The 14,125-nt window shown below is 47.8% G+C and carries 9 protein-coding genes and 2 rRNA genes (1 of these 11 cut by a window edge); 3 read left to right on the top strand and 8 right to left on the bottom strand.

Features of this window, described 5'->3' with window-relative positions; genetic code table 11:
* Positions 1 to 169: 169 nt before the first annotated feature.
* Positions 170 to 1,387 (top strand): patatin-like phospholipase family protein, encoded by a 1,218-nt coding sequence (locus ACJJIW_RS07420; protein ID WP_444937025.1) that lies wholly within the window; start codon positions 170 to 172, stop codon positions 1,385 to 1,387.
* 140 nt (positions 1,388 to 1,527) lie between these two features.
* On the opposite strand, the gene ACJJIW_RS07415 is transcribed toward ACJJIW_RS07420, so the two are convergent.
* From ACJJIW_RS07415 to ACJJIW_RS07395, 5 genes are all read right to left on the bottom strand, one after another.
* Positions 1,528 to 3,420, bottom strand: coding sequence for a DUF885 domain-containing protein (locus ACJJIW_RS07415; protein ID WP_444937024.1), 1,893 nt, complete (start codon positions 3,418 to 3,420; stop codon positions 1,528 to 1,530).
* 188 nt (positions 3,421 to 3,608) lie between these two features.
* A complete protein-coding gene (locus ACJJIW_RS07410) occupies positions 3,609 to 4,430 on the bottom strand; it encodes a mechanosensitive ion channel family protein (RefSeq protein ID WP_282930801.1) in 822 nt (273 codons plus the stop codon).
* Between the two features lie 31 nt (positions 4,431 to 4,461).
* Positions 4,462 to 5,055, bottom strand: a complete 594-nt coding sequence (locus ACJJIW_RS07405) for a DNA-3-methyladenine glycosylase I (protein WP_282930800.1) — start codon at positions 5,053 to 5,055, stop codon at positions 4,462 to 4,464.
* A 107-nt stretch (positions 5,056 to 5,162) separates the two neighbouring features.
* Positions 5,163 to 6,152 carry an SDR family oxidoreductase gene (locus tag ACJJIW_RS07400; RefSeq protein WP_282930799.1) on the bottom strand — a complete coding sequence of 330 codons (990 nt, stop codon included), beginning with the start codon at positions 6,150 to 6,152 and terminating at the stop codon, positions 5,163 to 5,165.
* 230 nt (positions 6,153 to 6,382) lie between these two features.
* A complete protein-coding gene (locus ACJJIW_RS07395) occupies positions 6,383 to 8,491 on the bottom strand; it encodes a prolyl oligopeptidase family serine peptidase (RefSeq protein ID WP_444937023.1) in 2,109 nt (702 codons plus the stop codon).
* A gap of 87 nt (positions 8,492 to 8,578) precedes the next feature.
* Between ACJJIW_RS07395 and dtd the strand changes: the two genes are divergently transcribed.
* Positions 8,579 to 9,016, top strand: coding sequence for a D-aminoacyl-tRNA deacylase (gene dtd / locus ACJJIW_RS07390; RefSeq protein WP_282930797.1), 438 nt, complete (start codon positions 8,579 to 8,581; stop codon positions 9,014 to 9,016).
* Between the two features lie 109 nt (positions 9,017 to 9,125).
* Complete coding sequence (locus tag ACJJIW_RS07385) at positions 9,126 to 9,656, top strand: GNAT family N-acetyltransferase (protein ID WP_282930796.1); 531 nt, start codon at positions 9,126 to 9,128, stop codon at positions 9,654 to 9,656.
* A gap of 32 nt (positions 9,657 to 9,688) precedes the next feature.
* Here the strand turns inward: ACJJIW_RS07385 and ACJJIW_RS07380 are convergent, their stop codons facing one another.
* From ACJJIW_RS07380 to ACJJIW_RS07370, 3 genes are all read right to left on the bottom strand, one after another.
* Complete coding sequence (locus ACJJIW_RS07380; RefSeq protein WP_282930795.1) at positions 9,689 to 10,681, bottom strand: YncE family protein; 993 nt, start codon at positions 10,679 to 10,681, stop codon at positions 9,689 to 9,691.
* A 796-nt stretch (positions 10,682 to 11,477) separates the two neighbouring features.
* A 5S ribosomal RNA gene (gene rrf / locus ACJJIW_RS07375) occupies positions 11,478 to 11,593 on the bottom strand.
* Positions 11,594 to 11,796: 203 nt separating this feature from the next.
* Positions 11,797 to 14,125, bottom strand: a 23S ribosomal RNA gene (locus ACJJIW_RS07370) (it continues 553 nt past the right edge of the window).

Below are 14,125 nucleotides of genomic sequence, written 5' to 3'. Positions count from 1 at the left end.
TAACCTTGCAAATGCAACTCTATAGTTCTTTTTAATCCCTCAGAGAGGTTTACTCTTCCCTTCACCGGCAAAAATTAAAGCAAGTGATTTTTACATCTCACATTACAATAATGCATAGGTATTAGTTACCAGCCAAATACATGCCACATTAGTAAACAGGGCCGTACGCATGCTAAAACTGGCCACCAAACTAACGAAAAAAGTGGTTTTAACCCTGGCCGCAGCATCTGGCGCTTACGCCCTAATTTCTTATATATACAACACCCAATTTCCTCAATCAGTAACCTTCAGTAGGAACCCGGCCTCAAGACGATCAACAAAAAATCTAGATTATCTAAAAAACAAAGAAACGATAAAAATTCTTATTGTGACTGGAGGTGGTGTCCGCGGCCTCATCCCCTTATATGTACTAAAGCATATCGAGAAACATTCTAAAAAGCCCATTAATGAGGTATTTGATATTTTCACAGGTGTTTCTACTGGAGCAGTTATTGTAACCGGAATTAATATACCGGGTAATGCTATACCTAATCATTTTGGTGAAAAAATATCCCATTTAGACTATTTAATAAATATATACAAGAGTGTAACTGGCTACCTATTCAAGTCTCCGTGGTACCACATAGTATTAACAGGTGCGGGGCTTTTTTCACCCTCTTACTTTGGAAAACGTTTGCATGAAATCATGGAAAAGTACTACACAAAGGAATTAAATTTTACCGACCTAGATAATTACGTGATCATCCCCGCTCTCAATATTGAAAGCGGGGAAGTATGTCTATTTAAAAATAGAGGGAAAAATGTATACAACTTACCGACAAACAGTCTTTATCAGTTAATGACAGCGGCAGCAAGTGCAGAAACCGCATTCCCCCCTGTGGCATTTGAAGAAATGAATGCCAACTTTCAGTCATCCCACTTAGATATCGCAGCGCCACAAGAAAATATTTTTGGCAGTGTATTTGCTGATGCAGCAATCGCCCTAAACAATCCAGCTAGCTTGATATTAAGGGATATTATTCAAGACTTTCCCGATAAGAAATATTATGTTCTGGTCTTGTGCTCAGGTTACCCAAGATTATTGAGCTCGAGTATGAAATATCACTCTTTAAGGAAATGGGGACGTATTCACTGGGCCCGTGATGCCATGGCTAATATTCAAAGATCAATGGACAAAAATCAACTTTATATGCTGGAAGTTGCTAAAATCATTTCAGAGAAAGGACGAATTGAATACGATTTTCTAAACGTCGATATCAATAAACCTTTTGTAGGAATATTTGACCACGACTTATTACATCATCTTAAGAATTACTCTAACAAGCTCATCAAGGACAACGAGAAAAGCCTGGCAAAGATAATTAAACACCTACATGATTTAGACTAGATATAATATAGATTTTATTGCGTACTACGCTCTCAAAGTAGCATGATCAGATTTTTAAAATCTTCTGCTCTTCGCAAGGAGTAAAGGTAAAAAATTAGCCGGACTATGCCCGGCTAATTTAATAGAATCAACAGAATTACTTAAGACTGTTTAACTGTTTCCACCCAAGAGGCTACGCGGCTCTCCAATACAGGCACTGGCAAAGCACCGCCACCCAGTACGGTATCGTGGAATCCGCGAATATCGAATTTATCACCCAACTGATCTTCAGCCTGCTTACGCAGCTCCTGAATCTTCAGCATACCGATCTTGTAAGCGGTCGCCTGGCCCGGCCACGCCAGGTAACGACGCACTTCGGAACGAACTGCAGTCTCGGGAATTGCGGAGTTTTGCAGGAAGTACTCCACCGCTTGCTCTTCACTCCAGCCTTTGGCGTGCAAGCCGGTATCAACAACGAGGCGAATGGCTCGCCACATTTCAGCCGTCAGGTGGCCAAACAGGTTATAGGGATCTTCGAAGGCCCCCATTTCTTTAGCAAGCTTCTCAGAGTACAGCGCCCAGCCCTCTACATAGACAGTAAAGTGAGCTTGAGTGCGGAACTGCGGGATACCTTCCAATTCCTGAGCAATTGAGATCTGCATATGGTGACCGGGGTTACCTTCGTGGTAGGCCACAGTTTCCATATCAGTCGTGGAATAGGCACTCATATCGGATAGGTGCGCATAGTAAATACCCGGGCGGGAACCGTCGGGTGTGCCGGGGTAGTAATGCTGGGCACCGCCATCCTGCTCACGGAAGGACTCAACCCGCTTTACGACCAACTCAGCTTTCGGCAAAAGGCCAAAGTATTCCGGCAATTTCTTGGTAATGTTGTCCAGGAACGCGGTTGAGTCATCCAGGTAGCCCTGGCGACCTTCATCGGTATTCGGGTAGTAGAATTGACCATCTTCACGAATAAACTTGAAGAAGTCCTGCAGGCTACCTTCGAAACCAACCTGCTTCTTAATAGTTTCCATCTCACCGCGGATACGCGCCACTTCTTCCAGGCCGATATTGTGGATCTGGTCGGCAGTCAGGTCCGTAGTTGTGGTGTTGGCCAGGCGCTGATTGTAGTAGGCCATACCATTGGGCAAGCTACTAGCACCTTGAGGCTCTGCTGAGGCCTTCTGCATATCCGCTTTGAGCCAGGTAACCAGCCCTTCATATGCGGGGAAGAACTCAGTCTCTAATGCCTTGCGCGCTTCCGCCGTCAGCTTGTCTGCCTGCTTCTGATCAATAGTACCGGCTTCGAGCAGCTCAGCGATTTTCCCTTTGGCACCGGCCCACAGAGGAGCGTCTTCACCATCGGTAAACGGCGCGCCTTCAATCAATTTACTGGACTGATCAATCGCACCCTCATAGGCAAAGCGCGGGGGGCGGATACCTTCTTTGGACGACAGCTTGGCGCGGTCAAGCAACTGGTTGATCGCGCGGGAGATACCACCGATACGGGTGATATAGGCCTGCATATCTTCAACGTTGTCGACCTTGTGGAAGTTCAGCAGGAAGTTGGGCAACTGCGATTGTGCACCTCCCATCTGCTCAAAGATGTAGCCGTGACGGATAAACGGCGCAGCGGCCTTGGCCTGTTCAAACTGATAAATCCAGATATCGTAGGAGGTTTTCCCTTCCTGAGTCAGCTTGCTGTAGTCGAAATTCTTCTTGAGCTCTTCAACACTTTTCTCTTGCCAAACCAAGCGGCGAGCCTCTGCGGCTTCACTCATATCGTCGATTTGGTCGTAGTGGTCTTTGCGACCCAGGTAGGACAGCTGAATCGGGCTGAACTGCAGCTGTTCCTCATAACGCTCATCCAGCCACTCAGTTAGGCGCTTGGTTTCGGCAACCGCATCTACAGTTACTGAGGCCTCGGCAACCGCATTTTGGGGCTTATCTACGTTGGCTACAGTCTGGGTACTCTTGTCACCCTGACAGCCCGCAAGGATAGCGACAGCCAGCAGGCTGGGGATCAGTGGGTTGTTCAGCTTTATCGGCATCTTCCTATCTCGATCAAAAGTTGTACAAAAAAACGCCGCTAACTTTGACACGAATTCGGTGAGGTGTCGATTCATGCCCCCCAGAACGCCATATGTTTGCGTTGAGTTGAGGCAAATCGGAGATTTTGGACTAGGTGGACCCAATACCTGGAGCAGGATATTGCCACAAGTGACCCTGCGGTAATGGACTAACGCCGGCTTGTGGCCCGGTCCACGATATGTAGCTCTCGCTGGGGAAAGGGTACCGTCAAGCCTTCTGCCTCCAGTGCAGGCTTAAGCTTTTGCATCAGGGACCAGTAAACATCCCAGTACTGGTCATTGGCAGCCCAAGCCCGCAATTGTAAATTGACCGCGCTGTCAGCAAGCGCCTTAACAGCGAAACTTGGCTCTGGCTCAGTGAGAATACGGGGTTCCTGTTCTACCAAGCGACGTAATACTGTTAGACCGCGATCGATGTCATCGCCATAGGCAATACTCGCCACAATCTCGATACGGCGAGTCTTATTGCGACTGAAATTGGTGAGCACTTGCCCCCAGATAGCACTGTTGGGTGCGGTAATACGCAGCCCATCCGTGGTATCCAGCTCCGTAGTAAATAGCCCTACCTCGCGAACAGTGCCCATTATGGTACCGAACTGAATCACATCCCCAACGCGGAACGGCCGCAATCCCAGCAATAGGAACCCCGAAGCAATATTTTGCAGGGTATCTTTCAACGCTAAGGCTACTGCCACACCAGTAGCGCCGAGTAGAGCAATTAAGCTGGTAGTGTTAATACCAAAGACATCCAATACCAGCAGTGCGCCAACAATATAGACCGCCCAGCTCGAAATACTGCGCAGTACCGGGCGCAAGGTAATATCAAACCGGTCCGGCATACGATCAACCGCTCGCCGAGCAAGATGGGCCACAAACAGCGTCACCAAAACTACCAGTAGTGCGGCTGCCAACTTTAAGGATAGTGCAGTTACTTGGGGCCAATACTCATTGAGCAAGCTATTAATATTCATCGACCCTCGAAAATAAATCCCTATTTTAAATTCAAGTCAAACCTAAGTTCTGCGCTTCATCGACACAACGCTGATGAGCCGGACAAGTTTCCAAGTGATCATTGACCATTCCTGTAGCCTGCATATGCGCGTACATAATGGTTGATCCCACAAAACTAAAACCCGCTTTCTTAAGCGCCTTACTCATCGCATCAGACTTTGCTGTAGTGGCCGGCACCTGCTTCATGGAGCGGGGGCGATTAACAATCACTCTTCCATCGGTGAACTGCCAGAGAAAATCCTTTAAGGATATACCGCGATCGCGCAACTCGAGGGTTGCCCGTGCATTCTTGATGGCCGATTCAACCTTGAGCCGGTTGCGAATAATTCCCGGGTTGAGAAGTAGTTTCTCTACCTTTTTAGGGGTATACCGAGCAATTTTTTCAGCATCAAAATTATTAAACAATTTACGGTAATTCTCCCGCTTATTGAGCACTGTAATCCAAGATAAGCCCGCCTGGGCCCCCTCCAACAACAAAAACTCAAACAGGGTTTGATCATCGGTAACCGGCCTACCCCACTCTTCATCGTGGTAACTTTGATAAAGCGGTGTAGACAGGCACCAATCACAACGCTTTTCTGCCATATTTATCTCTCAAATTAATGACTAGTTTGCGCCGGAAAAAAAGTAGTGCTGAATAATTTGTAAAACCAAAAGTAAAGCAACCAACCCAAAAATAATATTATTACGGTTCACTTCGACTCCAATAAATTGTTCTGTACCAACCAATCGCGACATTCGCACAACATAATATCCAAAGCCACACCCGATTGATATCCGAGTTCACGTTCAGCTTTCGCACTACTAGCAACGACTCTCCTCGTTACCAACGTGGCCTTTTCAGGAGTAATAACCGGCTCTTGCCCACTCACACGAGACCAGAGGTCGGAACACCAGGCGATAGATTGAATTAGGAATGCCGGTGTGGTGCGTTTTGGTACAGGTTTATGCAATAACTCAGCGATCTTTCCAAAGAATTCTAAAAAACTGGCATCCGTTCCGGCCAAGATATAATTTTCGCCGCACCGCCCCTTTTCAACCGCATCGATATGGGCTCGCGCTACTGCACCGGCATGGCAAAAAGAACCCCAGCCCGGTGGAACACCTGGTAATTGATTTTTCTCAATCAGAAAAAAGGTCTGCGCCCAGCTGGTGGTATCGTATTTACCCACAATTGCGCAAGGGTTAAGAAATACCGCATCCAGGCCCCGCTCAATTTCCTTGCGAACTGCAATTTCCTCTCTTTTTTTCGTGTACAGATAGTGATGATGAGGGTCATCTGCCAGCTTATCACTTTCTTCAGTAATTCTTTCCTTATGGTAGCCATAAGCAGAAATTGAGCTGGTCACCACCATACGCCCTACATTTTTCTCCCTGGCAACTTTGGCAATATTCGCCGCCCCCTCAACATTATCTTTCCACTGCTGGGCATTACCGCCGCGCCACATACTGGTATTAGCCGCCATATGGAAAAGCGCATCGACATTATCTGGGATTGCAGCTTGAAGGGACTGAGGGTCATTCAGAGAGGCCTCAACCAGGTTGACGCCCAGAGAGCGCAACATATCGGTATTGGAGGTGCGCCGATGCATGGCGGTAACTTTCCATCCATCACCAACCAATTGCTCTACCAAATTAGCGCCGAGAAAACCGGTTCCCCCGGTTACAAATGCGTGTTTCATAAATCCACCGGATGAGTTGTTATCGTTATTCATACCCAGTGATTAGCTCTATCGAAGCCACCTCCTTCCGGAAGGGCAGACCGGTTGGTGATACCACCACTCCGACAGAGTGGGCGGCACACTAACTTCACTAGTGACACCGCCCCAAAACTAAACCCTATCTACAATCGTCCTACCGGGAGTTTTTTTGATTGATCCCGCTATTACTTTTGTTGGGTTAGTTGAAAAGGCTACTCGATTTTCATGCCCAGCTGGTAGGCAAGGAAGCTCCACTGATTGGCGAAGTCTTCCACCTGCATCCATACCGGCTTGCCTGCACCGTGCCCAGCCCGAGTTTCCACGGCAAGCCAGACCGGTTTGTCACAGCCCTGATCTCTTTGTAGGGCTGCCGCAAATTTGTAGCTGTGCCAGGGAACCACTCGATCATCGCGATCGGCAGTGGTGATTAGCGTGGCCGGATAGCAGGTGCCCTCACGGGTGTTGTGGACCGGAGAATAGGCATGGAGCGCTTTGAACTCATCACGATTTTCACTAAGCCCATAATCGCTCGACCACTGCCGGGCATTAGCGGAAGCGGTGTGGTAACGCAGCATGTCCAGGACACCGACCACCGGTAATGCCGCTGCAAACAAGTCTGGGCGTTGTACCAACGTTGCCCCGGCCAATAGTCCACCATTGGAGCGACCACTGATAGCAAGCTTTTCAGGAGAGGTGACTTTCTCCTCGATCAGCCACTCAGCTGCAGCGATAAAATCATCGAAGACATTTTGCTTTTGCGTCTTGGTACCCGCCTGGTGCCAAGCATTGCCGTACTCGCTACCACCGCGCAAGTTGGCCAGCGCCAGGGTGCCGCCCATATCTAACCAACCGACAAAGCGGTTGTAGAAGCGCGGTAACTGAGCGGAGTTAAAACCACCATACCCATAAAGCAGCGTGGGGTTGGAGCCATCGCGCTTCATTCCCTTCTTATGCACCAGGAATAGGGGCACCCGGGTACCGTCCTTACTCTTATAGAAATGCTGGCTCACAGTCAGGTCGGAAAAATCTGCTGCATATTTTGGCTGCTTGAACAGTTTGGTTTCGCCAGTCTGTACATTCAGGTGATAGATACTCGGCGGGGTAATAAAATTAGAGAAAGCGTAGAAGGTCTCGACTTCATTCGGCTCACCATTAAACCCCTTCACTGAGCCCACCCCTGGCAGCTTCAGCTCGTACTGTTTCTTACCGTTAGTATCGCTCACCAGGACTCGCGATTTCGCATCCTCCAGATAATGAAGGACAAAGCGACCACCGATATAACTGGCACTCTGCAGGGCACTAGTCGTTTCCGGCACCAGATCGCGCCAGTGTTTGCGCTGCGGCTTATTCAGATCAATAGCGATTACACGGCCCAGCGGTGCTCCCGCACTGGTCTCAAAGTAAAAGGTGCTCCCTTTATTACCGAGATACTGGTATAGGCCATCCCAGTCATCCAAAAGCTTAACTACCTTGCCGCTTTCATCGCGTAAATCGCGATAGTAAAAGCCGTTCGAGTCATAACCGTCGAAGATACCAAACAGGAGATAGTTGCCATCATCACTCACCGACGCGCCCGGATTCCGGGTGGGATGATCAGTAATTTCATAGACCAGTTGATCACTCTCCTGGGCATCTCCCAGTCGGTGAAAATATACGGCTACCTGTTTGCTATCATCCGCCGTGCCATCTCTGTTAAACGGGTACCGGCTATAGTAAAAACCGGACTCATCCGGCGCCCAACTGGCATCACTAAACTTGATACCGGTCAGTTGTTCCTTCAGATCCTTGCCTGTCTTTAGGTCGCGAATACGATAGTCGGTCCAGTCAGTGCCACCATCCGAGATACCGTAAGCCAGATAGCGGCCCTTTGGACTGACTTTGAGGCGCTTGGCAGCAATAGTGCCATCTTCACTTAGGGCGCGTGGATCTAAAACCGTATCGCCCTCAGCAGACAGGCTAGAGGCCTTATAGAAAACATTCTGATCCCAATCACCGGTGTTGTAGCTGTAGTAATAGCTATCGCCCTTCTTGTACGGAACGCCGTAGCGCTCGTAGCGCCATAGTTCTGCAAGCCGGTCATTGATTTTCTGCCACCCGGGCAGCTCCTTCAAACGCGGTAATGAATGGTCATTCTGTTTGGCCACCCAACTATTTACCTCATCAGTGGACATTTTTTCCATCCAGCGATAGGGGTCAGCCACCTTTTGACCAAAATATTCATCAATTTGAGCACCCGGCTTACTATCCGGATAGCTATCAGCTGCGTGAACACTCACCGCAGCAAGTGCACCGGCAACCAGTGCCACTAGCTGTCTCTTCATACCGTTATTCTCGGTTTCTCTACTGGGAACAGTCCGCTAATCTAGGCGATTTAGACGATCGGTTCCAGAGCAGCAGAGAGAAGTGAGATGAAAGGATTGATCCAAAGGGTAAGCCATGCCCAGGTTAATGTAGCGGGAGAGGCCGTTGGGGCCATAGATAAAGGTATCCTCCTGCTGCTAGGTATCGAAGCCCAGGACACTACTGATAGTGCAGATAAGCTGCTGCACAAAGTCCTGAATTACCGTATTTTTCCCGATGATAAAGGGCGTATGAATCTCAACCTCCAAAAGGCGGGAGGTGGGCTCCTGATTGTCAGTCAGTTCACACTAGTTGCCGAAACTGATAGAGGTTTACGCCCGAGCTTTAGTCGCGGCGCATCACCAGAATACGCGGAGGAGCTCTACAACTATTTCGTTAAAAGTTCCAAAGCCCAATTTACGCCAGTGGCCACTGGAATATTTGCAGCGGATATGCGGGTTTCACTAGTCAATGACGGCCCGGTAACTTTTATGCTGGAAACCTAGAGACCTTCCACAGGCTCTTTCTGTTGTTTCACCTAATCAGGAAAACTCTACTAGTTGGTTAGGTTGCTAACGACTAGAAAATATCGCTAAAAAATAGAGAGGCAAAAGGATGACTAAGAAGCCTATAGTAGTAAACAGTGATATCAAACTCGATCCACTCTTGGATAGTGACACAGAAATCATCTTTACCTTAATTGAAAATAACAGACCACTGCTAGAGAAATATCTCTATTGGGCAAAGCTCGTTATCGACATCCCAACCACAAAAAAATATATTAACGACAGAATATTCAGCAATAGCTTCGGAGCATTCTGGTACAAGATCCACTATTCAGACAAGGTAGTCGGAATCTTTGGTATCAAGGAAATTGACCTTAAAAAACAAAATGCAGAAATAGGATATTGGTTATGTAAAAGCTGCCATGGCAATGGAATCGTGACTCGAATCATAAATAAAATATCTAGCTACTTGAAAGATCTGCACGATATTCAAACGTTGAAAATTCACTGCTTATCTGAAAACAGGGCCAGCATAGCCGTAGCAGAACGCGTAGGTGGAGTGCATAGTGAAACTATTCCAAATTATTATTCGATTGATGGAATATTTCAGGACTTAAAAATCTACACAGTTCCTACCTGATTCATTATTTTAATTGTGGAGTTTAGGAATATTTATTTCTGAATATTTACTGGGCTCCACTCAATACCATCTGACCCTTGTCCCGCATTAAATATACGCTTAACTTTCCAAGTTGCGGTATCTATTTCAACAACTTTTCCGTCTCTCTGAGAACCGGCAAATAAAAACTTTCCGTCCGGAGAGAAAAATAGCGATGCTGGCTGTCTGGCCCCTGCGCTGCCGACATCAATCTCATGTAACTGTTTACGGGTCTTGGCGTCATACACGAGTATACGATTACCATTTAAGTCTGCTACAGCTACCACTTCGCCATCAGGGTGAAACCTAATTCGGATAGGCAGAAAACCAACATCTATCGTTTCTTTTTGCTTTAACGTCTCAGTATCAAAAATAAAGATATTTTCTGACTGATTATTTCCTATCCATAGCTCGCTATTATCGGGGCTTACCCACACCGCCTCCGGCCCGTCTCCTGCCGGTATTGTAGATTTCAACTCCATAGTCTCTGTATCAATTACACTGAACGTATCCGACCCCCGGCTAGTAACGTAGGCGGTCTTCAGATCAGGTGATAGTGCAAGCATATGGCTACCTACCTGATCAGTACGGGCAACGCCCAATACTTTTCCTTCAGCCACATCCACCTTTATCACGTCGCTGGTTTCTTCTGTCGTAACAATCACATTATTGCTATCGCCCAGCCAAGCGATACCGTGAGGGCCTTTGTGTGGACTGATATCAATTCTTTTCAGGCGCTTACCGCTCGCGATATCGAATACATTCAGCTCTTCTCCCACGTAGCCATCTTCAAGGTAAGAAACTACCACAACTTTAGATTTATCCGGCGACACTATTAATTCATGGGGCGAACCTCCAGTTTCCGGTTTCTTAACCTCTTGGCCGGAAGCCAGGTCAATAAAACTCACCGTGCCCTCATATTTATTTCCTACTACCAACGTCTGCGCCCTTAGCAATCCAGCAGCTAAAAGTACTAATGACATGGAAATTAAAAGTAGAACTCTCATTAGCAAGCCTCCCGGACGAATTTGTCGCTAATAGAATGCTTCCTTAACAGCACACCCCAGCGAGCTTTTTAGAACTGAAAAGTCAGTCCTGGTTATACACTGCAACACTGGATAATAGATCGTAAAAATGGAACTTTTTAGATGTTTTCTTCATTACAGGGATGTTACTAACAGAATTCTTGGATAGTACTGTGCATAACTTTTGGATAGAGGTCTGGAAGCCTTTAATTTCGTGCAATGAAATAATTCGATTAAAAAACCAACGAAAAAAGTGTCAGGTTACCCACTAAAAGTAGGATCAGAACGTTACTAACAGAAAGTCTGGATAGAGTTGTGCATAACTTTAATAAACGGGCTACAGGCCCCGTGGTTACAGGGGGTTACTGCAGAGACTAAAAAATCACCGATATTTTTACTGGCTAAATTTAATTTTTGGCGGGAGTGGCATGGGTACTTTTCTGGTTTTTACGCGAGTTATTTTTGTTGGATTATTTTTTATATAAGTGCTACGGAGGTCGGTAAAGACCTATTTTTATAGGCTTTTTAGGAGAGCGTCTGTTTAAGGTGCTCAGGTAGTTTTAGGTTTTTCTTTTTTTTAATTACTGACTGATTTTTTAAATAGAAAGTTGAGCATTAAAGTTTTTCAGAATTACTTTTATTTTTTCTATTTAATTTTTGCCAAGTACTTTCTGCTCTCTCTCTTCCCTTTCTTAGTTTTTTTATTTTTGTTTTTTAAAATATTTTTTCAGCCATAAAAAAAGGGCCACCCTGTTGGGTGGCCCTTTTCGGATTAGAAGCCTGACGATGACCTACTCTCACATGGGGAAGCCCCACACTACCATCGGCGATGTTGCGTTTCACTTCTGAGTTCGGCAAGGGATCAGGTGGTTCCACAACTCTATGGTCGTCAGGCAAACTGGCTTGGGTTGGCGTTGGTCTTATAAGCAAAGTGCTTGGCCTGCCGCGTTATCGCTGTTTGCCTCGGTCATATTATTGACCGGCGATAACCCCAAATAAGTCGGTAAAACAATCTGTAGTAATACACCGCAAGCGATCGTATGTCTCTAACTCACAATCCGCTAGCTTGGCTAGTCGTTAGTAACCATCTCTGTTGTATGGTCAAGCCGCACGGGCAATTAGTACTGGTTAGCTCAACGCCTCACAACGCTTCCACACCCAGCCTATCAACGTGGTAGTCTTCCACGGCCCTTCAGGAGGCTCAAGGCCTCAGGGAGATCTTATCTTGAAGGAGGCTTCCCGCTTAGATGCTTTCAGCGGTTATCCCGTCCGAACATAGCTACCCGGCAATGCCACTGGCGTGACAACCGGAACACCAGAGGTTCGTTCACTCCGGTCCTCTCGTACTAGGAGCAACTCTTCTCAAATCTCCAACGCCCACGGCAGATAGGGACCGAACTGTCTCACGACGTTCTAAACCCAGCTCGCGTACCACTTTAAATGGCGAACAGCCATACCCTTGGGACCGGCTTCAGCCCCAGGATGTGATGAGCCGACATCGAGGTGCCAAACACCGCCGTCGATGTGAACTCTTGGGCGGTATCAGCCTGTTATCCCCGGAGTACCTTTTATCCGTTGAGCGATGGCCCTTCCATACAGAACCACCGGATCACTATGACCTACTTTCGTACCTGCTCGACATGTCTGTCTCGCAGTCAAGCGCACTTATACCATTATGCTCATTGCATGATTTCCGACCATGCTGAGTGCACCTTCGTACTCCTCCGTTACTCTTTGGGAGGAGACCGCCCCAGTCAAACTACCCACCATACACTGTCCTCGATCCGGATAACGGACCAGAGTTAGAACCTCAAACATACCAGGGTGGTATTTCAAGGACGGCTCCACAACAACTAGCGTCGCTGCTTCAAAGCCTCCCACCTATCCTACACAAATAGGCTCAAAGTTCAGTGCAAAGCTGTAGTAAAGGTTCACGGGGTCTTTCCGTCTAGCCGCGGGTACACTGCATCTTAACAGCGATTTCAATTTCACTGAGTCTCTGGTGGAGACAGCGTGGCCATCGTTACGCCATTCGTGCAGGTCGGAACTTACCCGACAAGGAATTTCGCTACCTTAGGACCGTTATAGTTACGGCCGCCGTTTACCGGGGCTTCGATCAAGAGCTTCGCCGAAGCTAACCCCATCAATTAACCTTCCGGCACCGGGCAGGCGTCACACCCTATACGTCCTCTTACGAGTTTGCAGAGTGCTATGTTTTTAATAAACAGTCGCAGCCACCTGGTCACTTCGACCGGCCTCAGCTTAGGGAGCAAGTCCCATCACCAAAACCGGCGTACCTTCTCCCGAAGTTACGGTACCATTTTGCCTAGTTCCTTCACCAGAGTTCTCTCAAGCGCCTTGGTATTCTCTACCTGACCACCTGTGTCGGTTTAGAGTACGATTCACTATTACCTGAAGCTTAGAAGTTTTTCCTGGAAGCAGGGCATCAACCACTTCACCCACTAAGTGGGCTTCGTCATCAGTTCTCAGCCTTAGGGACCCGGATTTGCCTAAGTCCCCAGCCTACAACCTTAAACATGGACAACCAATCGCCATGCCGGCCTAGCCTTCTCCGTCACTCCGTCGCAGTAATAGCGAGTACAGGAATATTAACCTGTTTCCCATCGACTACGGCTTTCGCCCTCGCCTTAGGGGTCGACTAACCCTGTCCCGATTAGCGTTGGACAGGAACCCTTGGTCTTCCGGCGGGGAGGTTTTTCACCTCCCTTATCGTTACTCATGTCAGCATTCGCACTTGTGATACCTCCAGCAGACCTCCCGATCCACCTTCAACGGCTTACACAACGCTCCTCTACCATGCTCCTAAGAGCATCCGCAGCTTCGGTTATCAGTTTGAGCCCCGGTATATCTTCCGCGCAGGCCGACTCGACTAGTGAGCTATTACGCTTTCTTTAAAGGATGGCTGCTTCTAAGCCAACCTCCTAGCTGTCTGGGCCTTCCCACATCGTTTCCCACTTAACTGATATTTGGGACCTTAGCTGGCGGTCTGGGTTGTTTCCCTTTCCACGACGGACGTTAGCACCCGCCGTGTGTCTCCCGCGATTGCACTCCTCGGTATTCGGAGTTTGCATGGGGTTGGTAAGTCGGGATGACCCCCTAGCCCAAACAGTGCTCTACCCCCGAGGGTGAGACGCGAGGCGCTACCTAAATAGCTTTCGAGGAGAACCAGCTATCTCCCGGCTTGATTAGCCTTTCACTCCGATCCACAGGTCATCCCCTAATTTTTCAACATTAGTGGGTTCGGTCCTCCAGTTGATGTTACTCAACCTTCAACCTGCCCATGGATAGATCGCCGGGTTTCGGGTCTATTGCCTGCAACTAAACGCCCTATTAAGACTCGATTTCTCTACGGCTCCCCTAAGCGGTTAACCTTGCTACAGACAATAAGTCGCTGACCCATTATAC

The sequence above is a fragment of the Microbulbifer maximicatervae (SeqCode) genome (assembly GCF_052467815.1).
The sequence above is the reverse complement of the archived record's forward strand: the minus strand, read 5'-3'. Positions and strand labels throughout refer to the sequence as shown.

Bases quoted from the DNA above. Each gene is read 5' to 3' on its own strand.
- ACJJIW_RS07420 (WP_444937025.1), top strand. From the start codon at position 170: ATGCTAAAACTGGCCACCAAACTAACGAAAAAAGTGGTTTTAACCCTG.
- ACJJIW_RS07415 (WP_444937024.1), bottom strand. From the start codon at position 3,420: ATGCCGATAAAGCTGAACAACCCACTGATCCCCAGCCTGCTGGCTGTC.
- ACJJIW_RS07410 (WP_282930801.1), bottom strand. From the start codon at position 4,430: ATGAATATTAATAGCTTGCTCAATGAGTATTGGCCCCAAGTAACTGCA.
- ACJJIW_RS07405 (WP_282930800.1), bottom strand. From the start codon at position 5,055: ATGGCAGAAAAGCGTTGTGATTGGTGCCTGTCTACACCGCTTTATCAA.
- ACJJIW_RS07400 (WP_282930799.1), bottom strand. From the start codon at position 6,152: ATGAAACACGCATTTGTAACCGGGGGAACCGGTTTTCTCGGCGCTAAT.
- ACJJIW_RS07395 (WP_444937023.1), bottom strand. From the start codon at position 8,491: ATGAAGAGACAGCTAGTGGCACTGGTTGCCGGTGCACTTGCTGCGGTG.
- dtd (WP_282930797.1), top strand. From the start codon at position 8,579: ATGAAAGGATTGATCCAAAGGGTAAGCCATGCCCAGGTTAATGTAGCG.
- ACJJIW_RS07385 (WP_282930796.1), top strand. From the start codon at position 9,126: ATGACTAAGAAGCCTATAGTAGTAAACAGTGATATCAAACTCGATCCA.
- ACJJIW_RS07380 (WP_282930795.1), bottom strand. From the start codon at position 10,681: ATGAGAGTTCTACTTTTAATTTCCATGTCATTAGTACTTTTAGCTGCT.